General features: G+C 74.0%; 7 protein-coding genes. All 7 read right to left on the bottom strand.

Annotated features, from left to right (window positions below; translation table 11 throughout):
- Positions 1 to 51: 51 nt before the first annotated feature.
- From ACBJ59_RS34255 to ACBJ59_RS34285, 7 genes are read right to left on the bottom strand one after another with little or no spacing between them, the layout of a single operon-like run.
- On the bottom strand, positions 52 to 18,390 hold the full coding sequence (locus ACBJ59_RS34255; RefSeq protein WP_375114335.1) for a non-ribosomal peptide synthase/polyketide synthase: 18,339 nt from the start codon (positions 18,388 to 18,390) through the stop codon (positions 52 to 54).
- A 21-nt stretch (positions 18,391 to 18,411) separates the two neighbouring features.
- Positions 18,412 to 19,923, bottom strand: a complete 1,512-nt coding sequence (locus ACBJ59_RS34260) for a tryptophan halogenase family protein (RefSeq protein ID WP_375114336.1) — start codon at positions 19,921 to 19,923, stop codon at positions 18,412 to 18,414.
- Entirely contained in the window at positions 19,920 to 20,459 is a 540-nt protein-coding gene (locus ACBJ59_RS34265) for a flavin reductase family protein (RefSeq protein ID WP_375114337.1), read from the bottom strand. Before ACBJ59_RS34265 ends, ACBJ59_RS34260 begins: the two co-directional genes overlap by 4 nt.
- Positions 20,456 to 21,763 (bottom strand): cation:proton antiporter, encoded by a 1,308-nt coding sequence (locus tag ACBJ59_RS34270; RefSeq protein WP_375114338.1) that lies wholly within the window; start codon positions 21,761 to 21,763, stop codon positions 20,456 to 20,458. Before ACBJ59_RS34270 ends, ACBJ59_RS34265 begins: the two co-directional genes overlap by 4 nt.
- Positions 21,760 to 23,067, bottom strand: a complete 1,308-nt coding sequence (locus ACBJ59_RS34275; protein ID WP_375114339.1) for a glutamate synthase-related protein — start codon at positions 23,065 to 23,067, stop codon at positions 21,760 to 21,762. Before ACBJ59_RS34275 ends, ACBJ59_RS34270 begins: the two co-directional genes overlap by 4 nt.
- Entirely contained in the window at positions 23,064 to 24,056 is a 993-nt protein-coding gene (locus ACBJ59_RS34280; protein WP_375114340.1) for an asparagine synthetase A, read from the bottom strand. Before ACBJ59_RS34280 ends, ACBJ59_RS34275 begins: the two co-directional genes overlap by 4 nt.
- Positions 24,053 to 25,327 carry a methylaspartate mutase gene (locus tag ACBJ59_RS34285; protein ID WP_375114341.1) on the bottom strand — a complete coding sequence of 425 codons (1,275 nt, stop codon included), beginning with the start codon at positions 25,325 to 25,327 and terminating at the stop codon, positions 24,053 to 24,055. The genes ACBJ59_RS34280 and ACBJ59_RS34285 overlap by 4 nt, the downstream gene beginning before the upstream one ends.
- Positions 25,328 to 25,343 lie beyond the last annotated feature (16 nt).

A 25,343-nucleotide genomic window follows, 5' to 3' on the forward strand; every position in this document is an offset into this window, starting at 1 on the left:
GCCCGCCGGGTGGACGGGCCACCCGGCGAGAGTTTCGGAAAAGGGCCGGGCCTATTCGGCCGACGGCTCGAGTACGCGGACGAGCTCCATGGCGATCTCCCGGAGCGGCTCCGGGCGGGTCATGTCGAGGTGCTCGCAGTGCACGGAGTGGTCGAGGACCTCCCCGTCGATGAAGGCGGACCATTCGTCCGAGGTCGGGGTGTCGGGCTCGCGGCCCAGCGTCGCGGTGAAGAACACCAGGTCGCCGTGGAACAGCCCCGGAGTCTCGCCGAGCACGATGTCCTGGTTGCGCATGGAGGCCGCGAACAGTTCCTCGATCAGCTCGGGATCGAGCCGGATCTGCCCGGCACCCTCGCGCTCCATCAGCTCGGCCACCCAGTTGCTGGTGGGCTGGTCGTCCCGCCAGGAGTCGTCCGGCGGGTAGGCGTCCATCATGGCCAGCAGGGCGACCTCCTCGCCCTGCTCCTGCAGCCGGCAGGCCATCGCGTGCGCGATGCCGCCGCCGAGCGACCAGCCCAGCAGGTGGTAGGGCCCGGTGGGCTGGACCTGCCGGACGTGGTCGAGATAGTCGTCGACCAGCTCCGCGAGCGAGGCGTGGCGCGTCGTGTCGGCGCCGATGCCGCGCGTCTGCAGGCCGTACACCGGCCGGTCCGGGCCCAGGTGCTGCAGCAGCCCGGTGTAGCACCAGGCCAGTCCGGTGGCCGGATGCACGCAGAACAGCGGCGGCCTGCTCCCCCGGTCGCGCAGCCTGAGCAGGATGCTCGTCGGCTGGGCTCCTCCGGCGTCCCTGCTGTCGACCAGCTCGCAGATCCCGGCGACGGTGGGCGCGTGGAACAGCTCCTGCAGGCTCACCTCGATCCCCAGCGTGGACCTTGTCCGGGCGACCACCCGGGTCGCCGACAGCGAGTGGCCGCCCAGGTCGAAGAAGTTGTCGTCGATGCCGACCCGGCCCACCTCGAGCACCTCGGCGAACAGCCCGCAGAGCACCTCCTCGCGGGGGTTGCGCGGGCCCCGGCCGCCGGCCGGGCCGGTGAGCTCGGGCGCGGGCAGGGCGCGCACGTCGAGCTTGCCGTTGATGGTCAGCGGCAGCGACGCCAGCGGCACGAACGCCGACGGCACCATGTGGTCGGGCAGCAGCGCGCCCACGTGCGCCCGCAGGTCGGGGACGGCGGGCAGGTCCCCGGACGCCGGCACCAGGTAGGCGACCAGGCGCCGATCGTCCGGGCGGTCCTCCCTGACGATCACGGCCGCCTGCGCGATGGCGGGGTGCCCGGCGAGCGCCGTCTCGATCTCGCCCAGCTCGATGCGGAACCCGCGGATCTTGACCTGGTCGTCGCTGCGGCCGGCGAACTCCAGCACGCCGCCGGCCCGCCACCTGGCCAGATCGCCGGACCGGTACATGCGCTGCCCCGGGTCGAACGGGCTGGCCACGAACCTGCTCGCGGTGAGTCCGGGGCGGCCGAGGTAGCCGCGGGCCTGGCCGTCGCCCGCCACGTACACCTCGCCGGTCACGCCGACGGGGACCGGGCTCAGGCCGCCGTCCAGCACGTACGTCCGGTAGTTGGGCAGCGAGCGGCCGGCGGAGACACGGTCGTGCCGCCGGACCTCCTCCCAGCACAGCTCCTGGGCGGTGACGTGGACGGTGGTCTCGGTGATGCCGTACATGTTGACGAGCCGGGTGGCGGCGTCGGGGAACGCCTCGTACCAGCCGCGGACGTGGTCCTGTCTGAGCCCCTCGCCACCGAAGATCACCATGCGGAGGGCGGGCAGCGGCCCGCCGGACTCGCCCGCCGTACGCAGCAGCTCGCGGAAGCTGGACGGCGTCTGGCTCAGCACCGTGACGCCGCGCTCCCGCATGAGCCGCCAGAACGCCTCCGGCTGGTGGATCACCTTGGACGGCACCACCACCACCTGTCCGCCGGTGGCCAGCGCGCCCCAGATCTCCCAGACCGAGAAGTCGAAGGCGTAGGAGTGGAACATCGTCCACACGTCGCCGGGGCCCAGCCCGAGCTCCTCACGGGTGGTGTGCAGGAGGTTGACCGCGCTGCCGTGCGCGACGACGACCCCCTTCGGCCGGCCGGTCGAGCCCGAGGTGTAGATGACGTAGGCGGGATGGGCGGCCGAGGCGCTGGCGCGCGGCCCGGCGTCCGGGTACGCGGCGAGTGTCACGGCGACGTCCGGGTCGTCGAGGTTCAGTGTCGGCACCGGCGTGCCCGCGAGGCCGTCGAAGACGGTCAGCAGCAGCACCGGCCGGGCGTCCTCCAGCACGTAGGCGACGCGGGAGGCGGGATAGGCCAGGTCGATGGGCAGGTAGGCGCCACCGGCCTTGAGCACCGCGAGCAGCGCCACGATGAGCTGCTCGGATCTGGGCAGCGCGACCGCGACCAGGGACTCGGGCCCGACGCCGAGGGAGACGAGGTGGTGGGCGAGCCGGCTCGCGCGGGCGTCCAGCTCCGCGTAGGTCAGCTCGCGGTCCTCCGAGACGACCGCCACCGCGTCCGGCGCGCTCGCCGCCCGTGCCTCGACCAGCTCGGTCAGCGTCGTCTCCGGCACCTGCCACGGTGTGCCGTTCCACTCGGTCAGCAGCGTCTCCCGCTCGTCGGCCGAGAGCAGCTCGACCTCGTCGATGCGCCGGTCGGGGCCGTCCACCATGGCCGCGAGCAGGTGCTGGAAGCGGCGCACGAGCCGCTCCACGCTGTCGCGGTCGAACAGGTCGGTGGCGTACTCGACGACGCCGAGCAGGCCGCCGGGCGCGCCGTCGCCGTCGTACTGCTCGCTCATGACGAACCCGAGGTCGAACTGGACGACGTCGAGCGGCACATCCTCGTAGGCGGTGTGCAGGCCGTGCAGGGGCAGGTCGAACTCGCCGTCGTGGTGCAGCGCGAACAGGGTCTGGAAGAGGGGGTGGTGGTTGCCGCGGGCCGGGTTGAGCGCCTCGACCAGCCGCTCGAACGGCAGATCCTGATGCTCGTACGCGGCCAGGTCCGCCGCCCGCACCCGCCCGATCAGCTCACGGAACGTCGGATCCCCCGACGTGTCCGCCCGCAACACCAGCGTGTTCACGAAGAACCCCACCAGATCGTCCAGCGCGTCATCCAACCGACCCGCCACCGGCGTCCCGATCGGAATGTCACCCCCGGCACCCAGACGGGTCAGCAACGCCGCCAGCGCCGACTGCACCACCATGAACAACGTCGCGTGCGAATCCCGGGCCAGCCCCGCCAGCCGCGCGTGCACCTCCGCCGGGACGGCCAGCCGCACGTGATCGCCCCGGTAACTGGGCCGGGCCGGGCGCGGCCGGTCGACCGGCAGCGCGAGCAGGTCGGGCAGACCGGCCAGCGCCTCCGACCAGAACGCCAGCTGCCCCGCCAGCACGCTGCCCGGATCGTCCTCCTCCCCCAGCAGATCCCGCTGCCACAGCGCGTAGTCGGCGTACTGGACCGGCAACGGCGCCCACTCCGGCGCCCCGCCCGCCACCCGCGCCGCGTACGCCACCGACAGGTCACGGCAGAGCACGCCCGTGGACCAGCCGTCGGCGGCGATGTGGTGCATGACGAGCAGCAGCACGTGCTCCTCCGCCCCCAGCCGGAACAGCCGGGCCCTGATCGGCGGCTCCCCGGCCAGGTCGAACGGCTGGTGCGCGGCCTCGGCCAGCGCCCGGCGCACCTCGGCCTCGGTGACGTCCGCGAGCTCCATGTCCGGCCCGGCGGAGTCGAGGACCCGCTGGTACGGCACGCCGCCGGCCTCGGGGAAGATCGTCCGCAGCGCCTCGTGCCGCCCCACGACGTCGCCGATCGCGGCCGTCAGCGCCGCCACGTCCAGCGGGCCGCGGAGCCGGACGGACATCGGCACGTTGTAGGTGGCGTTCTCGCCCTCCCACTGGTTGAGGAACCACAACCGCTGCTGGGCGTAGGACAGGGGGATCCGCTCCGGCCTGGCCGCGGGCGCCGGCGCGGGCCGGACGACCCCGGAGGCGGCCCGCCGGGCGACGCCCGCCACGGTCGGGTCCGCGAACAGGTCGCGCACGCTCAGCTCGACGCCCAGCGACGACCGGATGCGCGAGATCAACCGGGTGGCCAGCAGCGAGTGCCCGCCCGAAGCGAAGAAGTCGTCGTCCACGCCGATCGAGGGCAGCCCGAGCACCTCCGCGAACAGGCCGCACAGGATCTCCTCGCGCGGGCCGCGCGGCGCGCGTCCCGTCACGCTTCCGGCGGGCTCTGGCGCGGGCAGCGCCCGCCGGTCCACCTTCCCGTTCGGGGTGAGCGGCAGCGACTCCAGCGGCACGAACGCCGACGGCACCATGTGCTCGGGCAGCGCCGCGACCAGCGCGGACCGCAGGCCGGCCGGTGTCACGTCGCCGACGGGGTAGCCGACCAGGCGCTCGGTCCCGGAGTCGTCGCGGTGCAGGGCGACGGCTGCCTCCCGGACGCCGGGCACGTTCCGCATGGCGGTCTCGACCTCGCTCGCCTCGACGCGGAAGCCGCGGATCTTCATCTGGTCGTCGAAGCGGCCGAGGAACTCCAGCTCGCCGTCGGCCCGGAGCCTGACCCTGTCGCCGGTGCGGTAGATCCGCGACCCGGCGGGACCGAACGGGTCGGCCACGAACGCGCCGGCGGTCCGCCCGGGACGGCCCAGGTAGCCGCGGGCCACGCCGCCGCCCGCCACGTACAGCTCGCCCGGGACGCCCGGCGGGACCGCCATCAAGCCCTGGTCCAGGACGTAGATCCGGACGCCCGGCAGCGGCCGGCCGATCGGTACGTACCGCTCGCCCTCCGATGAGGACCCCGGCGAGTAGACGGTGGCGTCCGCGGTGACCTCGGTGGTGCCGTAGACGTTGAAGGCCAGCGCCCCCGGCGGGAGCAGCTCCAGCAGCTCCAGGCAGTCGGCGACCGGCCAGCCCTCGGAACCGACCGTGAGGTGGCGCAGCGCGGGGAACGCGCGGCCCTGCCGCACGGCCTCCCGCACCAGCGGCCGCAGCAGCGAGGGAGCGATCTCCAGACCCGTCGCCGCCGACGTGTCCAGCAGCTCCAGCAGCCTGGCCGGGTCGAGGGTGACCTCGATCGGGCTGATCGTGAGCGTCCCGCCGAACATGATCGACCTGATCATGTCGCCGAAGAACAGGTCGACGGAGACCCCGGACACCGAGACGGCCCGCGGCTCCATGGCCGACAGACCGAACTGGCGGTCGCAGGTGCGAACGAGGCTCAGCAGGTTGCCGTGCTCGACCATCACGCCCTTGGGCCGGCCCGTGGTGCCGGAGGTGTGGATCACGTACGCGAGGTCGCCCGGGCGCACGTCCACCCCCGGGTTCCCGGCGGGTCGGGCCGAGACGGCCGCCCGGTCGTCGTCCAGGTCGACCATCGTCACGCCGGGCGGCGCGACGTCGAGGCCGCCCCGCGTCAGCACCAGGGACGCGCCGGTGTCGGCGAGCAGGAACGCCAGCCGCTCGGCCGGGTGGGCGGGCTCCAGCGGCACGTAGGCGGCGCCCGCCTTGAGCACGCCCAGCAGCGCGGCGACCAGCTCCACGCCGCGGTCCAGGTGCACGCCGACAATGCCGCCCCGGACCGCCCCGTTGGCCAGGAGGTGGTGGGCGATCCGGTTGGCCCGCCGGTCGAGCTGCGCGAACGTGAGCGACTCCAGCCCGCACACCACGGCCACGGTGTCCGGGCGGCGGCGGGCCTGCTGCTCGAACAGGTGGTGGACGGCCTGGTGGGCGGGGCGGTCATGGGTGCCCGTGTCGTTCCACTCGACGACGAAGTGGTGCCGCTCGCCGGGGTCGAGCAGGTCGGGCCGGCTGATCGGCTGCTCCGGGTCGTCGGCCATCGCCTCGATCAGCCGGAGGAAGCGTCCGGCCATGGCGGCGATCGTGCCGTGGTCGAACAGGTCCGTGCTGTACTCGATCTCTCCGTGGACGCCGGTCGGCCGCCCGCCGCCGTCGTGCTCCTCGACCAGGTCGAAGGAGAGGTCGAACTTGGCCCCGCCGAGCGGGGCGGGCACGAACGAGGCGCGCAGGCCGGGCAGCTCGAACTCGCCGGGCGGCAGGCTCCTGTCGACGCTGAGCATGGTCTGGAAGAGCAGGTGGTGGTCGCCGGTGCGCTCGGGGTTGAGCGCTTCGACGACCCGCTCGAACGGCAGGTCCTGGTGTTCGTACGCGGCCAGGTCGGCGGCCCGGACCCGGCCGATCAGCTCGCGGAAGCTGGGGTGGCCGCCGGTGTCGGCGCGCAGCACCAGCGTGTTGACGAAGAAGCCGATGGCGTCGTCCAGCGCGTCGTCGGCGCGCCCGGCCACCGGGGTGCCGATCGGGATGTCGGTCCCGGAGCCGAGCCGCGTCAGCAGCGCGGCCAGCGCCGTGTGCAGCACCATGAACAGCGTGGCGTGCGACTCGCGGCCCAGCTCCAGGAGCCGGGCGTGCAGGCCGGCCGGGATGGCGAAGGGCAGCGCCGCGCCCTGCCCGGTGGGCCGGACCGGGTGCGGCCGGTCGGCGGGCAGCGCGAGCCGGTCGGGCAGGCCGGCCAGCGTGGCCGACCAGTAGGCGGTCTGCCGGGCCAGGATGCTGTCCGGGTCGTCCTGGTCGCCCAGTAACTCCCGCTGCCACAGCGCGTAGTCGGCGTACTGGACGGGCAGCGGCGCCCAGTCCGGCGCCCGCCCCTCGGCCCGGGCCGCGTAGGCGCGGGCGAGGTCGCGGCCCAGAGGGGTCATCGACCAGCCGTCGGCGGCGATGTGGTGCAGCACGATGACCAGCACGTGCTCCCGCTCGCCGAGCGCGAACAGCCAGGCCCGGACCGGCGGCTCGGCGGCCAGGTCGAAGGCGTGCCGGACGGCGGCGCCGATGAGCGTCCCCAGCTCCTCCTCCGCGCACTCGACCACCTCGACGGCCGGCCGATCCGCCACGACCCGCTGGTACGGCACGCCCTCGACGGCGGGGAAGACGGTGCGCAGGCTCTCGTGCCGGTCGGCCACGTCGCCGATCGCGGCGATGAGGGCCCGCCGGTCGAGGCTTCCCGACCAGCGCACCGCGACCGGGATGTTGTAGGTGGCGCTGGGCCCCTCCCACTCGTGCAGGAACCACAACCTGCGCTGCGCGAACGACAACGGCACCACCTCCGGCCGCACCCCCCGCACCAACGCCGGACGCGTCGTCCCCGCCACCACCCGACGCGCGATCCCCGCCACCGTCGGATCCGCGAACAACTCCCGCACACCCAACTCCACCCCCAGCACCGACCGCACCCGCGAGATCAACCGCGTCGCCAGCAACGAATGCCCACCCAGATCGAAGAACCCGTCATCCACCCCGACCCGCTCCACCCCCAGCACCTCCGCGAACAACCCGCACAGAATCTCCTCACGGGCATCGCGCGGGCCCCGGCCCCCGGCCGCCCCGTCGAAGGCGGGGGCCGGCAGCGCGCGCCGGTCGAGCTTGCCGGTCCGGGTCAGGGGCAGCGCCGCCAGCGGCACGAAAGCCGCCGGCACCATGTACTCGGGCAGCAGCGCGCCCACGTGCGCGCGCAGGTCCGGGACACCGGGCAGGTCGCCTGTGGCCGGCACGAGGTAGGCCACCAGGCGCCGCTCACCGGCGACGTCCTCGTGGACCACGACCACCGCCTGGCCGACCAGCGGATGCGCGGTCAGCGCCGCCTCCACCTCACCCGGCTCCACCCGGAACCCGCGCAACTTGACCTGATCGTCCACCCGCCCGACGAACTCCAGCACACCACCCGCCCGCCACCGCACCACATCACCGGTCCGGTACATCCGCGACCCCCCGAACGGACACGCCACGAACCGCTCCCCCGTCAACCCGGGACGCCCCGCATACCCCCGCGCCAGACCCGCACCACCCAGATACAGCTCACCCGCCACCCCCACCGGCACCGGCCGCAGGAAGTCGTCGAGCACGAAGGGCCGGACGCCGGCCAGCGGCCGTCCGATCGGCAGCGAGCGGTCGGCCGGGGTGAGTTCGTGGACGGTGGAGGTGCAGGTCGCCTCGGTCAGGCCGTACACGTTGAACAGCCGGGCCGCGCCCAGCGGGCGCCAGCGCCGCAGGTGGTCCGGCGAGACCCGCTCGCCACCGATGATCACGAACCGGAGCGACTCCGGCAGCCGGCGCCCCTCGCGGGTGAGGATGTCGACCCATTCGTGCCAGTAGGGCGTGGTCACCTCGAAGCCGGTGATGCGCTGGGCCTCCAGGTGGCCGGCGAGGTCGGTCACGGTGGTGAGCCCGGCGGCCCCGGGCAGGACCACGCACGCCCCGGCCAGCAGCGCCGGCAGGACCTCCTCCAGGATCACGTCGAAGGAGACGCCGGCGACCTGGAGGATGCGGTCGTCGGCGGTGAGGCCCAGGACGCCGGACATCGTCGCGGCGTACCGTGCCAGCTCGCCGTGGACGAACATCGAGCCCTTCGGCCGTCCGGTGGAGCCCGAGGTGAAGAAGACGCAGGCCAGGCCGGCGGGGTCGAGCTCCGGGAGGGCCCGCGGGTCGGCCGGGGGGCCGTCGGGGCGCAGGACGGGCAGGTCGACGCCGCCGAGCGACGCCGCCAGCTCGGGCGTGGCGATCACCGCTTCGGCGTCCGCGTCGCGCAGCATCGCCGCCAGCCTCGGGGCCGGGGTGTCGGGGTCGAGCAGGAGGAACGCCTTGCCGGCCGCCATGACGCCGAGCATCGCGATCACCAGCTCGGGCCGGGCCCCGGTCATCACCGCGACGACCTGCCCGGGCTCGGTGCCCAGCCGCAGCAGCCGGTGAGCCAGCCGGTCGGCCTGCTCGACCAGCCCGGCGTAGCTCACCCGGCGGTCCTCGCAGCTCAGCGCGATCGCACCGGGGGTCTGCCCGGCCCGCGACCTGATCAGCTCGACCACACTGCCACCCGGCTCGGCCGCCTGGCCGGGCTGGTCGCCGTTCCACCCGGCCAGGAGGCGGCGGCGCTCGTCGGGGGCGAGCACGTCGATGTCGCCGATGGGCCGGTCCGGGTCGGCCGCGACCGCGTCGAGCAGGCGGAGCAGGCGCCCGGCCAGCGAGCACGCGGTGTCCTCGTCGAACAGGTCGGTGCTGTACTCCAGGCCGCCGCGCAGCCCGAGAGGGCGGCCGTCGTCGCCGTACCGTTCGGCGAGCCCGAGCGTGAGGTCGAACTTGGCGACCCGGAAGCCGACCCGGTGATCCGAGACGCGCACGCCGGGCAGCTCGAACGGCGCCGGATCGTCGTTCCGGAGCACCAGCATGACCTGGAAGAGCGGGTGGTGTGCGGCCGAGCGGACCGGGTTGAGCGCCTCGACCAGCCGCTCGAACGGCAGGTCCTGATGCGTGAAGGCGTCGAGGTCCACCTCACGCACGCCGGCGAGCAGCTCACGGAAGGTGGGGTTGCCCGAGGTGTCGGTACGCAGCACGAGCGTGTTGACGAAGAACCCGACGAGGTCGTCCAGCGCGTCGTCGGCGCGCCCGGCCACCGGGGTGCCGATCGGGATGTCGGTCCCGGCGCCCAGGCGGGTCAGCAGCGCGGCGAGGGCGGCCTGCAGGACCATGAACACGGTGCCGTCGCTCTCCCTGGCCAGCTCGACCAGCCGCCCGTGCAGCTCCGCGGCCACCTCCAGCTCGACGAGCGCGCCCGTGTGGCTGGGCGCGGCCGGTCTGGGCCGGTCGGCGGGCAGTTCGAGCTGGTCGGGCAGGCCGTCCAGCCGCTCGGCCCAGTGGGCGAGCTGGCGGGAGAAGACGCTGTCCGGGTCACCGTCGCCGCCGAGCAGCGCGCGCTGCCACAGCGTGTAGTCCGCGTACTGGACGGGGAGCGGGTCCCAGCTGGGGGCCTGGCCGGCGGTGCGCGCGGTGTAGGCGGTGGCGAGGTCGCGGCAGAGCACGTCCCCGGACCAGCCGTCGGCGGCGATGTGGTGCACGACCAGCACGAGGACGTGCTCCTCCGGGTCGGTGGTGCACAGCCAGGCCCGGATGGGCAGCTCGGCGGCCAGGTCGAAGACGTGCCCGGCGGCCTCCGCCACGATCGCGGGCAACTCGTCGGGGGCGCAGGCGCGTACCGAGAAGAACGGCCTGGCCAGGTCGGCGTCCACGATCTGCTGGCGGGCGACGCCGCCCTCGGCGGGGAACAGGGTACGCAGGCTCTCGTGCCGGGCGACGACGTCGTTCAGCGCGCGGGTCAGCGCGTCCGTGTCCGGCCGGCCGGACAGGCGGAAGGCCATGGGGATGTTGTAGGTGTCGCTGGGGCCCTCCCACTCCCGCAGGAACCACAGCCGCTGCTGGGCGTAGGAGAGTGGCACCGCGTCGGGGCGCGGCAGGGGGACGAGGGCGGGGCGCAGGTCGCGGCTCTCGTCCCAGCGCGCGGCGAGCCCGGCCACGGTCGGCGCGACGAACAGCTCCCTGACGTTGACCTCGACGCCCAGCGTCGAGCGGATGCGTGAGATCAGCCGGGTGGCCAGCAGCGAGTAGCCGCCCAGGGCGAAGAAGTTGTCGTCGATGCCGATCGAGGGCAGCCCGAGCACCTCGGCGAACAGGCCGCACAGGATCTCCTCGCGCGGGTCGCGCGGTCCGCGGCCGGTCGGCTCGCGGAGCCCGGCCTCCGAGGGCCCGGCGGGCGGGACGAGGTCCAGCCCGCCGTCCAGGCTCCGGCGCACCAGGTCGCCGGTCCGGTACATCCGGCCGCCGGTGCGGTCGAAGGGGTCGGCCACGAGCCGGTCGGCGCCCGCGCCGGCGTGGTCCCGGCCGAGGTAGGAGCCGGAGACGTACAGCTCCCCCACCGCGCCCGCGGGGAGCGGGGACAGCGCGTCGTCGAGCACGTAGATCCCGGTTCCGGCGAAGGCCCGCTCGGCCGGCTCCAGCACGTCGACCTGCCCGATGCGGGTCCCGGGGTCGGCGGCCATCGCCTCCAGGACCTTCAGGAAGCGGTGCCCGATCGAGCGGACGGTGTCCTCGTCGAACAGGTCGGTGGCGTAGCCGATGACGCAGTCGAGCCCGGCGTCGTGCTCGGTGACGGCGAAGGTGAGGTCGAACTTCGACACGCGGAGGTCGACCGGCTCCTCGGTCGCCGTGAGCCCGTCGAGGTCGAGGTCGCCGACGGTGGCGTCGTCGACCCCGAGGGAGGTCTGGAAGAGGGGGTGGTGGCCGCCCCGGGGTGGGTTGAGCGCCTCGACCAGCCGCTCGAACGGCAGGTCCTGATGCTCGTACGCGGCCAGGTCCGCCGCCCGCACCCGCCCGATCAGCTCACGGAACGTCGGATCCCCCGACGTGTCCGCCCGCACCACCAGCGTGTTCACGAAGAACCCCACCAGATCGTCCAGCGCGTCATCCAACCGACCCGCCACCGGCGTCCCGATCGGAATGTCACCCCCGGCACCCAGACGGGTCAGCAACGCCGCCAACGCCGACTGCACCACCATGAACAACGTCGCGTGCGAATCCCGGGCCAGCCCCGCCAACCGCGCGTGCACCTCCGCCGGGACGGCCAGCCGCACCTGATCTCCCCGGTAACTGGGCCGGGCCGGGCGCGGCCGGTCGACCGGCAACGCCAGCAGGTCGGGCAGACCGGCCAGCGCCTCCGACCAGAACGCCAGCTGCCCCGCCAGCACACTGCCCGGATCGCCCTCCTCCCCCAGCAGCTCCCGCTGCCACAGCGCATAGTCGGCGTACTGGACCGGCAACGGCGCCCACTCCGGCATCCCGCCCGCAACCCGCGCCGCGTACGCCACCGACAGGTCACGGCAGAACGGCCCCATCGACCAGCCGTCGGCGGCGATGTGGTGCATGACCACGACGAGCACGTGCTCGTCCGCCGCGACGCGGCACAGCAGCACCCGTACCGGCAGGTCGGTGGCCAGGTCGAACGGCCGGCCGACGGCCTCGCCGATGCGCGCCCCCAGCTCCTCCTCCGCGCACTCGATGAACTCGACGGCCGGGCGGGCGTCGAGCACCCGCTGGTACGGCACGCCGCCGTCGTCGGGCAGGACGGTGCGCAGGCTCTCGTGCCGGTCCGCCACGTCGCCGATCGCGGCCGTCAGCGCCGCGACGTCCAGCGGCCCGGACAACCTCCGGCCGACCGGGATGTTGTAGGTGGCGCTGGGCCCCTCCCACTCGTGCAGGAACCACAACCTGCGCTGCGCGAACGACAACGGCACCACCTCCGGCCGCACCCCCCGCACCAACGCCGGACGCGTCGTCCCCGCCACCACCCGCCGCGCGATCCCCGCCACCGTCGGATCCGCGAACAACTCCCGCACACCCAACTCCGCCCTCAGCACCGACCGCACCCGCGAGATCAACCGCGTCGCCAGCAACGAATGCCCACCCAGATCGAAGAACCCGTCATCCACCCCGACCCGCTCCACCCCCAGCACCTCCGCGAACAACCCGCACAGAATCTCCTCACGGGCATCGCGCGGGCCCCGGCCGTCGGCCGCCCCGTCGAACGTGGGCACGGGCAGGGCCTGCCGGTCCACCTTGCCGTTCGGGGTGAGCGGCAGCGACTCCAGGACGACGACCGCCGCCGGCACCATGTACTCGGGCAGCAGCGCGCCCACGTGCGCGCGCAACTCCGCCGCGCCGGGCGCCGCCCGGCCGGCCGTCACGTACGCGACCAGCCGCCGCACGCCGGCGACGTCCTCGCGGACCACGACCACCGCCTGGCCGACCAGCGGATGCGCGGTCAGCGCCGCCTCCACCTCACCCGGCTCCACCCGGAACCCGCGCAACTTGACCTGATCGTCCACCCGCCCGACGAACTCCAGCACACCACCCGCCCGCCACCGCACCACATCACCGGTCCGGTACATCCGCGACCCCCCGAACGGACACGCCACGAACCGCTCCCCCGTCAACCCGGGACGCCCCGCATACCCCCGCGCCAGACCCGCACCACCCAGATACAGCTCACCCGCCACCCCCACCGGCACCGGCCGCAGGAAGTCGTCGAGCACGTAGACGCTCTTGCCGATCAGCGGGGTGCCGATGGGCACGGGGTTCGGCGCGCGGCCGGGCTCGCACTCCCACATGGTCGCGCCGATCGTGGCCTCGGTCGGACCGTAGCCGTTGAACAGCCGGCGGCCCACCGACCACGTGGCCGCGAGCGCGGGTGAGCACGCCTCACCGCTCACCGTCACCGCGAGACCGGCGGGCAGCCCGTTGGGCGGCAGGTCCGCCACGACGGCGGGCGGGATCGCGACATGGGTGATCCCGTGCTCGGCGGCGAAGTCGACCAGGTCCTGGCCGAGCGGCCGCTCGCCGGCGGGGACGACCAGCGTCCCGCCCGAGAGCACGGCGCCGAACAGGTCCCACAACGCCGCGTCGAAGCTGGTGGAGACGAGCTGGAGGACGCGGCTGCCGGGTCCCACCGCCTGGCGGTGCCGCTGGGCGGCGACGATGTCGCCCACCCCGGCGTGCGCCACCACCACGCCCTTGGGACGGCCGCTGGAGCCGGAGGTGTAGACGACGTAGGCGGCGTTGCCGGGCAGGACCGCCCGGCCGGGCCCGGTCACGGGCCCGGTCACGGGCCCGGAGAGCGGGCCGGAGAGCGGGCCGGAGAGCGGGCCCGAGAGCGGGCCCGGGAGCGCGTCGTCCAGCAGCAGCCGGGGCGGGCCGTCCGCCGGCAGCCCGGTGGCCCATTCGGCGGTGCTCAGCACGAGCGCGGGGGCGGCGTCGCCGATCATGTACCGGATGCGCTCGGCCGGGTAACCGGGATCGATCGGCACGAACGCGGCGCCCGCCTTGAGCACCGCCAGGATCGAGATGACCCACAGGTCGCAGCTGGGCATGGCGAGCGCGACCCGGTCCTCCAGGCCCACGCCGCGCTCGACGAGGCGGTGGGCGAGCCGGTTGGCCTCCGCGTCCAGTTCGGCGTACGTGAGGGTGCGCGGGCCGTAGGAGAGGGCGGGGGCGTCCGGGGTGCTGCGCGCCTGGCGTTCGAACAGCTCGTGAACACCGGTGCGCGGGCCGGCGTCCGGGGTGACGTTCCAGTCGTGCAGGATCTGGCGGCGCTCGTCCGGGGTGAGCGGCTCGGGGCCGCTGATGGGGCTGTCGGGGTCGGCCGTCATGGCGTCGAGCAGGCTCACCAGGCGGCCGGCGAAGGCGCGCACGGTGTCGCGGTCGAACAGGTCAGTGGCGTACTCGATCATGCCGTCGATCCCGGCCGGCCCGCCGCCGGCGTCGTGCCGCTCGGTCAGCGCGACGGTGAGGTCGAACTTGGCCGCGTGGAAGCCGACGGGCTCCTCCGCGACCGTGACCCCGGCCAGGTCGAGGTCGTGCGCGGTGGCGTTGTTGAGCGCCAGCATGGTCTGGAAGAGCGGGTGGTGGCCGCCGCGAGCCGGGTTGAGCGCCTCGACCAGCCGCTCGAACGGCAGGTCCTGATGCTCGTACGCGGCCAGGTCCGCCGCCCGCACCCGCCCGATCAGCTCACGGAACGTCGGATCCCCCGACGTGTCCGCCCGCAACACCAGCGTGTTCACGAAGAACCCCACCAGATCGTCCAGCGCGTCATCCAACCGACCCGCCACCGGCGTCCCGATCGGAATGTCACCCCCGGCACCCAGACGGGTCAGCAACGCCGCCAGCGCCGACTGCACCACCATGAACAACGTCGCGTGCGAATCCCGGGCCAGCCCCGCCAGCCGCGCGTGCAGCTCGGCCGGGATCGTCAGCTCCAGGTGCTCGCCCCGCTGGCTGCCCCGCTGCGGGCGCGGCCGGTCGGCGGGCAACGCCAGCCGGTCGGGCAGGCCGGCCAGCGCCTCCGACCAGAACGCCAGCTGCCCCGCCAGCACGCTGCCCGGATCGTCCTCCTCCCCCAGCAGTTCCCGCTGCCACAAGGCATAGTCGGCGTACTGGACCGGCAGGGACGACCAGGCCGGGGCGAGCCCCTGGGCGCGTGCCGCGTACGCCACCGACAGGTCACGGCAGAGCACCGCCGTGGACCAGCCGTCGGCGGCGATGTGGTGCACGACGAGCAGCAGCACGTGCTCCTCCGGCGCCACTCTGAAGATCCAGCCGCGGACGGGCAGGTCGGCGGCCAGGTCGAAGGTCCGGCCCACGGCCTCCTCGATCCGCCCGGCCAGCTCCCCCGGGCCGCACTCGACCAGCTCGACGACCGGCCCGGCCGCGACCACCCGCTGGTAGGGCACGCCCCCGGCCTCGGGGAAGATCGTGCGCAGGCTCTCGTGCCGCTCCACCACGTCGCCGATCGCGCCGATCAGCGCCTGCGCGTCCAGCGCCCCCCGCAGCCGGAGGGACATCGGCACGTTGTAGGTGACGCTCGGCCCCTCCCACTCGCCCAGGAACCACAACCTGCGCTGCGCGAAGGACAGCGGCACCCGGTCGGGCCGGTCCCTGGCCAGCAGGCGCAGGTTGGCGCCGCGGTCACCGCCGGCCAGCGCGGCGAGGCCCGCCACGGTCGGCGACGCGAACAGCTCGGGCACGGTCAGCTCGGTGCTCAGCGTGGAGCGGATCCGCGAGATCAGCCGGATGGCCAGCAGGGAGTGCCCGCCCAGGTCGAAGAAGCTGTCGTCGATGCTCACCCAACCGACGCCGAGCACCTCGGCGAACAGCCCGCAGAGGATCTCCTCACGGGGATCGCGCGGGCCGCGGCCGCCCGTGGTGCCCCCGAAGGACGGCGCGGGCAGCGCCCGGCGGTCGAGCTTGCCGTTGGGCGTCAGCGGCAGCGCGGCCATCGGCACGAACGCCGCCGGCACCATGTAGTCGGGAAGAGCGCCCGCCAGGGCGGCCCGTACGGTGCCCGGCCCGGCGTCGCCCACCAGGTAGGCGACCAGCCGCCGGCCTCCGGTGGCGTCCGCGACGGCCTGGACGGCGGCGTCGGTCACGCCGGGCACCTCGCGCAGCGCCGACTCCACCTCGCCGGGCTCGACGCGGAAGCCGCGCACCTTCACCTGTTCGTCGGCCCGGCCGAGGAACTCCAGCGTCCCGTCGGGGCGCCAGCGTACGAGGTCTCCCGTCCGGTACATGCGCGACCCCGCCGGGCCGTGCGGGTCGGCCACGAACCGGTCCGCGCTCAGACCGGGACGGCCCGCGTAGCCGCGGGCCAGGCCGCCGCCCGACACGTACAGCTCGCCCACCACGCCGACCGGGACCACCCGCAGCCCGCGGTCGAGCACCCGGACGCCCTTGCCGGCCAGCGGCACGCCGACCGGGATCGAGGGCCGGTCGCAGTCGGCCTCGGCGATCCGGTGGCAGGTGGTGAACCCCATGCTCTCCACCGGCCCGTAGCCGTTGAGCACGACCAGGTCCGGGAAGCGCCGCAGGGCGCGGCGCACGTGGGAGACGGAGGCGACGTCACCCGCGGTCATCGCCACCCGCAGCCCGGCGAAGACCTCCGGCCGCTCGTCGAGCAGCGCGTTGAACAGGCCCGCCGACAGTTGCAGCACGGTCACGCCGTGCCGGGCGGTCAGCTCGGCGATCTCGGCCGGGTCGGCCCGCCGCCCGCTCGGCAGCACGCACGTCCCGCCGTGCAGCAGGGCGCCGAAGACCTCCAGCGCGAACGCGTCCCACGACACCGGCGAGGACTGCAGCCACACGTGCCCGGGACCGAAGTCCAGGTAGTCCTGGCCGAGGAAGGTCGAGGTCAGCGCCCGGTGCGGCGCGACGACGCCCTTGGGCCGGCCGGTCGAGCCCGACGTGAACATGACGCACGCGACGTCGTCGGCCCGTACGGGGACCCCCGGCTCGCGGGGGCCGTCCCCGTGGGCGGGGTCGTCCGTGATCACGATGTGGGGGTGCGCCCCGGTCAGCCCCTCGGCGAGCGCCTCCGTCGTCACCACGGCTGCCGCGCCCACCTCCCCGAGCACCAGCGTGTGCCGCTCGGCGGGGAAGGCGGGGTCGAGCAGGGTGTAACCGGCCCCGGCCTTCAGCACGCCGAGCAGCGCCGCGACCAGACCGGCGCCCCGGCGGACCCCGGCCGCCACCAGCTCGCGCGCCACCCGGCCCGCCCGGCCGTCCAGCTCGGCGTAACTGACGCGCCGATCGCCGCAGATCAGCGCGACGGCGCCGGGAGTGGCCCGGGCCTGCCGCTCGAACAGCGTGTGCACGCCCTCCTCGACCTCGGAAGGCCCGCCGGCGCCCGCGCCGAGCGCACGCATGCGCCCGCGCTCGGCCGAGCCCAGCAGCTCGACGTCGCCGACCGGCCGATCGACCGGCGAGGCCAGCAGCGATCGCAGGAACGTCAGGAAGGTACGCTCCCCCGCTGCGAAGTCCCCGGCGTCCCAGGCGACCGGGTTGGCGTCCACGTAGACGCGCAGCCCGTCGCCGGTGCCCCGGCTGTCCACCACGACCTGGACGTCCTCGACCCGCCCGCTCATGAAGTGGCGCAGCTCGGTCTCCCGGTCGCCGAACCGGACCACCTGCTCGAACCGCATGATGTTCAGCAGCGCGCCGAAGAACATCGTCTGCCCGCCGGGCAGCGACAGGTCCCTGCGCATCTCCTCCACGCGGTAGCGCTGGTGCGCCAGCACGCCGTCGACCTCCGCGGCCACGCGCGTGACGAGCTCCCGTACCGTCAGGTCGGAGTGCACGGCCACCCGGAACGGCACGACCTTGGACATCATGGACGGCACGTTCAGCGCCCTGGCGGTGGCGCGTCCGGTCAGGGGCAGGCTCATCACCACGTCCTCGGTGCCCGTGACGCGGTGCAGGAAGGCCGCCATGATCCCGACGAACAGCCGCGTCCACTTGACGCCCAGCTCGGCGGCCAGCCCGCGCACCCGGTCGATCTCCTCCTGGGTCAGGTGGTGGGTGCCGCGCAGGACCTTGGTCGTGCCCTCGGCCGACGGGCGGCCGAGGGCGACCGGCGCCGGGCTCCCCGACAGCCGCTCGCGCCAGAAGTCGCGGTCGCGGTCGATCTCGGGCGAGGCCAGATAGTCCTGCTCCTCCTCCAGCAGCTCGGCCAGCCGGCCGAAGGTCGCCTCGGGCACCGCCTGGCCGCGTTCGAGGGCCGTGTACACCTCTGCCACCCGCCGCACGAACATGGCGTGCCCGAAGCCGTCCATGATCAGGTGGTGCATCCGCCAGTACCAGAAGTACCGGTCCTCGTCGATCTTGCACAGCGCCTCGCCGAAGAGCACGTCGCGGCCGATGTCGACGGGCCTGGCGACGTCGGCCCGCATCCACGCCACCGCCGCGGCGGCCGGGTCGGGCCGGTCGGTGAGGTCGACGTACGAGAAGGGCAGCCCGCGGTCGGGCTCGACCACCTGGTACGGCTCACCGTCGGCGTCCACGGCGAAGCGCATGTTCAGGGTGTCGGTCTCGCGCACCGCGCGGCGCAACGCCGCCTCGAACAGCGGCACCTCGATACTTCCGCGAATCTCGAGGTATTCGCCCCAGTTCATGAGCTCGTTCGGGGAGCCCAGCTGACCGGCGAACCAGATTCCCCATTGCGCGGTCGACAACGGCAGTCGCGACATCTCGTACTCCATCTGCTCTGATCAGTGGTTCAGCCGGCTGAGGTAGGCGTAACAGCTCGGTAGTTCCTCGATGAGCTGCTCGATCTTGCGGGGGATGCCGTCCAGGGCGGCCAGGGCCGGTCCCGGGTCCGCGTGCGCCAGGGCGGGCAGGGCCGCGACCGGCTGGGCGCCCAGGCCGATCAGCATGACCCGCCACGAGTACGGCTCGAAGCCGTGGAAGTGCGGATGGATGCTCGCGGCGTCCGGCAGCATCGACCGCCAGCTCTCCAGCCGCCGTTCGAGGCCGGGCGGCAGGGCGCGGGTCTTGGCCGCCTTCCAGTACGGCGTGTCGTCGCGGGCGGCGGCCCGGTAGTGCAGCACGAGGAACTCCCGCACGCCGTCCATGACGCCGGCCACCCGGGCGTTGTAGGCGTCGGCGAGCGCCGGGTCCCACGTCTCGCCGGGGAAGCAGGCGACGAGCTGTTCCACGCCGTGCTGGATGAAGAAGATCCCGGTGGACTCCAGCGGCTCGACGAACCCGCTCGACAGGCCGATGGCCACGCAGTTGCGCACCCAGGACCGGCGGTTGCGGCCGATCCGCATCCTGATGTGGTTGGCCTCCAGCTCCGGCATCCCGGGCGCGGCGAACGCGCGCAGGGTCGCCTCGGCCTCCTCGGGCGAGCAGAACCGGTCGGAGTAGACGTAGCCGGTGCCGACCCGGCCGTACAGCGGGATCGTCCAGATCCAGCCCGCGTCCATGGCCGTGGCCGTGGTGTACGGGTCGATCCCGTGCGCGGCCATGTCACGCGGGACGCGGAGCGCGACCGCGCGGTTGTTCGGCAGGACGTCCTCGAAGGACTGGAACTCCTCGCCGAGCACCTGGTTGATCAGCAGCCCACGGAAGCCGGTGCAGTCGACGAACAGGTCGCCGTGGATCTCGCCGTGCCCGGCGGTGACCAGGTGGCTGATCCAGCCGCGCTCGTCCTGCCTGACCTCCGTCACGTCGTCCAGCACGTGTCGGACGCCGCGGGCGGTGCCGAGCCGGGTCAGGTATTTCGCCAGCAGCGCGGCGTCGAAGTGGTAGGCGTACGGGAACTGCGTGCCGTGTTCGAGGGTGCCGGTGAGCAGCGAGCCGTCGAGGCGGCGCGGCGCGCGCTGCGCCTCGCAGACCGCCGGGATGACCAGGCAGCGCCGGTCGAACTCGGCCACCTTGCCGTCCAGGTGGAGCCACCAGTCGGCCAGGTCGAAGCCGCCGAAGGAGGGCAGCCGTTCGAAGGGGTGGTAGAAGTGGGTGCCGGGCTCGCGCCAGTTCTCGAACTTGATGGCCAGCTTGTAGCTGGCCGAGCAGCCGGGCATCCACTCGTGTTCCTCGACCCCGATGTGGGCGAAGAAGTGGCGGATGGTGCTGAAGGTCGCCTCTCCCACGCCTATGGTGGGCACGCGGGCGGACTCGACGACCGTCACCGACACCGAGTCGCCGAACGCCTTGTTGAGGTAGGTGGCGGTCATCCAGCCGGCCGTGCCACCGCCGACGATGACGACGTTGCGGATCATTGCGGTCCTCCGGAACCTGAGGGGGCTGGGGGCTGGTCGGGCCACGACGCGTACCGGCGCCTCCCGTAGAGCAGGGGTGCCGTCTCCGACGTGCGGGTGACGTGCTGGACCTGGCCGGCGACCACGATGTGGTCGCCGATCGACATGCTGCGGGCGAGCTCGCAGTCGGCGATCATGTGTGCGGACGGGCGCAGATGGGGCCCGCCGCAGCCGGCCGGGAGGCTCCAGCCCACCCGGCCGAACCGGTCGGGGGCGCCGGACGCGAACAGCTCGGCCGTCGCGCGGGCGTCGCGGTGCAGCAGGTTGACGGCGAACGTACGCGCGCTCAGCAGCGCGGCCAGCGTCGGGCTGCCGTCGCGCAGGCACACGAGGAGGGTCGGCGGCACCAGCGTGACGCTGCACAGGGAGGTGCAGGTCATGCCCCACGGCCGGCCCTGCGGCTCCAGGGTGGTGACGACGGCCACGCCGGTCGGGAACTCGGTCATGAACGGCCGCATGTCGACGACGTCCGTGCCGTTGCCGGGTGTGTGCTTCACGGGCGTCCCGCGCCTTTCGAAGTCATGGGGTGTGCGGCGGGGATCCGTTCGACGAGGGACAGCAGCGGGCCGGTCGCCGCCGTCGTCACCACCGCCATCACGAGGAATGCCAGGTAGAGAGCGGGGGGCAGCAGCCCGGCGGCGTACCCGGCCTGCAGGAAGACGATCTCGGTGAGGCCGCGGGCGTTCATCAGGACACCGACCCGCAGGCCCGTACGCCGGGAGTGGCCGGCGCCGACCGCGCCGAGGTAGCCGCCGCCGATCTTGCCGATCATCGCGACCACGGTGGTCACCACGATCACGTCCCAGCCGACGTTCGCCGCGTCCGGCCCGGCGAACAGCCCGACCCCGGTGACCACGAAGAACGCGGGCACCAGCCGCAGCCCGAGGGCCCCGATCCGGTCGGCCGGCCGCCCCCGCACCGGAGCATCGTCCGCGGCGGCCGGCCGGTCACCCGCGTGGGGGCGGGTGGCGTGGTCGGACGGGACGGCCAGACCGACGAGGAGCGGGCCGAGGAACTCGGTCAGCCCCCACCGCCCGGCCGCCTCCATGGCGCCCACCGCGATCAGGCCGGTCAGCACGGCGGCGGCCCGGGGACGCGCGGCCCACAGCGCGCCGGCCCGCCCCCGCTCCAGCAGCCGCCTGACCCCCAGCGCCACCGCCAGGCCGCCGCAGGACACCGTGACGGAGAGCAGCACGCCGCCGAGCCCCGCGGCCGACAACCCGATCAGCACCGACAGCAGCAGCCACGCGACCGCGTCGATCAGCACCGCCGACCCGAGCGCGAGCGTGCCGGCGGTGTCGCCGGCCAGCCCGCGCGCCGCCATGATCCGGGCCAGCACGGGAACGGCCGTCACCGCGAGCGAGATCGCGATCATCGCCACGAGCGCGGGCTCCGACCCTCCGGTGCCGACCAGCACCGGCCCTCCTGTGCCGGCCAGCTCCGGCCGTCCGGTGCCGATCAGCCAGAGGGCCAGCGCCACCCCGCCCGCGAGCGGCAGGGCCAGGGAGCCCGCCGCCACCTTGCCGAGCTCTCCGAGCCTGATCCCGGCCAGGCCGCGACGCAGCTCGACGGCCATGCCGACGAGGAAGAGCGCCAGCCCGGCCTTGCCGACGGCGCGCACCACTTCGATCAGCCCGTCGGAGAAGAACCCGGTCCCGGCGATCCGCATGACGACGTACCCGAGCAGCAGGCCCGCGCAGATCTCGCCGATCACCTCCGGCTGCCGCAGCAGCCGCGCGGCGGCCCGCCCGGCGTACACGGCCCCGAGGATCACGGCGAGCTGCACCAGTACGGTGATCACGAATCACCCTCCGGGAACCAGACGTCCTCCGCGCCAAGGCGGCCCGGCGCGTACTTGCCGAGCGCGCTGACCAGCATCCGCAGCTCCAGGGCCAGACATTCGACCAGGTTGACCAGGCCGTGCTCCGGCTCCTCGTCGGCGGCCAGCAGCGCCGCGCGGCCGAGCCCGACCGCGGTCGCGCCCAGCGCGAGGCACTTCACCGCCCTGGCGCCCTCCCAGATCCGGCCGGACACCAGCAGGCAGGCGGGCGGGGGGCCGATCCGCCGCAGGCACTCGGCGAGCGGCAGGCCGACGTGCTGGAGAAAGGAGAGCGGCGCCCAGCCGGTGCCGCCCTCGCCGCCGTCCACGGTGACCGAGTCCGCGCCCGCCGACCAGGCGGTGAACGCGGCCGCCCGTACGTCACGGACCGGCGGGAGCTTCACCCACACCCGGGCGCGCGGGTAGTTGTTGCGCATGAGGTGCACCTGGCGGCGCAGGATCTCCTCGGTGAACGTGCCGGGGCTACCGCTCCTGAGCGACGCCACATCCCGGCCCACCGCACCGCCCCCGCCGCCCCCGCCGCCGCCCCCGGCATCCACGGCGTCCACGCTCTCCGCGCTCTCCGCGCCCGCGACGGCATCAAGCAGATAGCGGCCGGCCAGCCGGGCGGCCTCCGCGGCGTCCAGCACGGTCATGCCGCCGAGGCCCGGCTTGGCCCCCTGCCCGGCCTTCAGCTCGAACGCCAGCCGCCCGGAGGCGAGCAGCTCCCCCACGACGGGGTCGCTGTAGACGAGGTTCCACACCTCGGAGTCGGCGTCCTCGGTGCTCTGCTGGACGACGATCCCGCCGTGCTCGCCGTCCAGCTCCGCCAGGTAGGTCTTGATCCGCAGCAGCAGCCCGGCGGCGCCGCCCGTGTCGCGATACCCGCTCGTCGAGGCCACGTTCTCCCCGATGACCAGCGGCACGCCGAGCCGCGCGGCCTGCCTGATCACCGACAGGCCGGGACCGGAGCCGGCCACCTCGGTCGAGCCCAGCGCGGAGACGTACACCGGCGACCGTGCCGGAATGCCACCGATCACCGTCGTCAGGTCCACGTCGGCGTAGGTCGGCTCGCGGCCGAGCTCGATGAGCTTGTCCAGGCGCTGCGGCGTGAAGATCGGCGGTGCCAGGCGGGCCCGGTCCAGGACGTCGTCACCGTCGGGGGGAAGCGCGCCGAAGACGGCGCTTCCGTACTCCGCCAGGGCCGGGAACGCGCCGGCCGGACCGGTCCTGGCCCGGGCCCTGATCGGCCCGGCGGGGAAGCCCGGGGCGGTCAGCCTGGTCACGGGGACACCACCCCGGCCAGCTTCGGGAACGGGGTGACCTGCCAGATCTCGTCCAGCCCGGCGACGTACCTGGTGAGCCGCTCCAGCCCGAGGCCGAATCCGGCGCTCGGCCGGAGGCCCTGCCTGGCCAGCTCCAGGTACCAGGCGTACTTGGCCGGGTTCTCCCCGGTCTCGCGCATGCGGGTGACCAGCCGGGCGTACTCGGACTCGCGCTCGCTGCCGCTGGACAGCTCGCCGTACCCCTCGGGGGCGATCAGGTCGAAGTTGCGCAGCACGCCGTCGGACGTACGGCTCTCACGGTCGTAGAACCCCCGCGAGCCCTTGGGATAATCGGTGACGAAGAACGGGCAGGTGGCCTTGCCCGACAGCACCCGCTCTCCCGACCAGGCGATCTCGGCCCCGTCGTCCTGCGGGTGTCCCGCGCGCCGGATCTCCGCCACCGCCTCGGCGTGCGTCTTCCGGCCGAAGGGCTGGTCGAGCAGCTCGGCGAAGGCGCCGATGTCGCGGCCGAGCGCCTCCAGCTCCTCGGCCAGGTTGCCGACCACCGCCGCCACGGCGCGTACGACCAGCCCCTGCAGGAGGGCCATCGCCTCCTCGCGCGACGCGTCGGCCATCTCGACGTCGATCTGGTGGAACTCGACCAGATGCCGCCCGGTCGAGGCGGTCTCCGGCGGTTCGAGCCGGATGTTGGGCGCGACGCAGAAGATCCGGTCGAACGTCAGCAACGCGGCCTGCTTGTACAGGATCGCGCTGGACATCAGCTTGAAGCGGGTGCCGTAGTAGTCGATGTCCACCTGCTTGGCGCCGCGCACGCCCGGATCGGTCACCGGGCCGATGACGGGCGCCCGCACCTCGACGAATCCGCGGCGGGCGAGGTGGCCGCGCACGGCGCGGAGGATCTCCTGCTGCACGAGCAGGGCGGTGCGGGTGGTCGGGGCCATCAGGTGGTCGCGCAGCGGCCCGGGTGGCCGGTGCTCGTCACCGATCATGTGCTCACCTCCATCGGGCTGGAGCCGTGCGCTTCCACCGGCTCGCCGTCGTATTTCCTGCGCACCCGGCTCAGGCACTCGAGCAGGTCCGCGGCTGCGAAGGGCCGTCCCGCGGCGCGGCGGGGCTCGGCGACCGGCAACCGGCCGGTGTCCCGCCAGCGCAGCCGGCCGTCGCGGTCGAGGTAGCTGGTGGCCCGCCCGGTGTTGTCCGGATGCGGGCAGTAGGGGATGTCGAGGTAACCGCGGCCGAAGGCGTCCTCCATGGCCCTGCCGACGTCATCGTCCAGATCGAGGACCGCCTCGACGATGGCCCGCGCCTCCGCCAGCACCTCGCCCCCGGCCGCCCGCTCGGCGCCGCGACCGGACCGCTCCTCGGTGGCGGTCGCGGTGGCGGCGGTGGCGGCGGCGTGCCGGAGCGCGGCGACGTTCTCCGCGATGGTCGGGATGCGCGCCGACTCGGCCACCGTCTTCACGATCAGCCGAGCGGCCCCACCGCGTACGGCGAGCCGGGCGGCATCGCCGAGCAACGCCTCGGCACCACCGCGGGTCCGGGGATAGAGCCCCATGTACGCGTACAGCGCGATGTGCCACTCCACATCGGGAAGGAAGCGGGCGGCGAGGTGACGCAGGGCGCCCAGAGCCTCCTCGTCCTGGTCCGGGCTGGCCTGCTGGGCGTAGCTCAGGGAGATGCTGCGCAGGCCGTGCCGCCGGAAGAACAGCGCCTCCAGCAGGCTGATCGCGACCAACAGCCCCGGCGGGCAGAGCTGCCCGAGCATGCACCCCCCGAAGGTCTCCAGGTGCGGCTCCACCCCGGTCCCGCGCGTCTCGGCGAGCATCCAGCAGCAGCGCTCCCAGCTCTGCCGGCTCTGGCGCAGCGGCGTACGGCTGTAGGGCAGGCAGTACGACACCGGCCCGCCCTCCGTCGCGGTCAGCCCGAGCTCGCACAGCCGATGGAAGAGCCGGTCCGGCGTGGGTGAGCCGTGCCGCACCTGCACGGGGAAGCTCTCGTCGCGGATCCCGTCGAGCAGGGCCAGCGTCGTGGCGGCGCCGTGGGCCACGATGGGATAGCCGTTGAGCTCCGTACCGGCCGCCAGGGCGCGCCGTGCGCCGTCGTGGTCGCCCAGCCTGGTGTAGCTGTCCAGCGTGATGGTGCCGGCCGTGGCCGGCGCGGCCGCCTTCGTCGCGGCCAGCCCGCGCCGCATGCGCGCGGCCCGGCCGAACCCCATTCTCGGCTGCACCACAAGACGGCCCGACGCACGAATGTCCGCCACAAATTGCCCGAACGCA

Source organism: Nonomuraea sp. MTCD27 (genome assembly GCF_041950495.1).
GTDB lineage: Bacteria > Actinomycetota > Actinomycetes > Streptosporangiales > Streptosporangiaceae > Nonomuraea.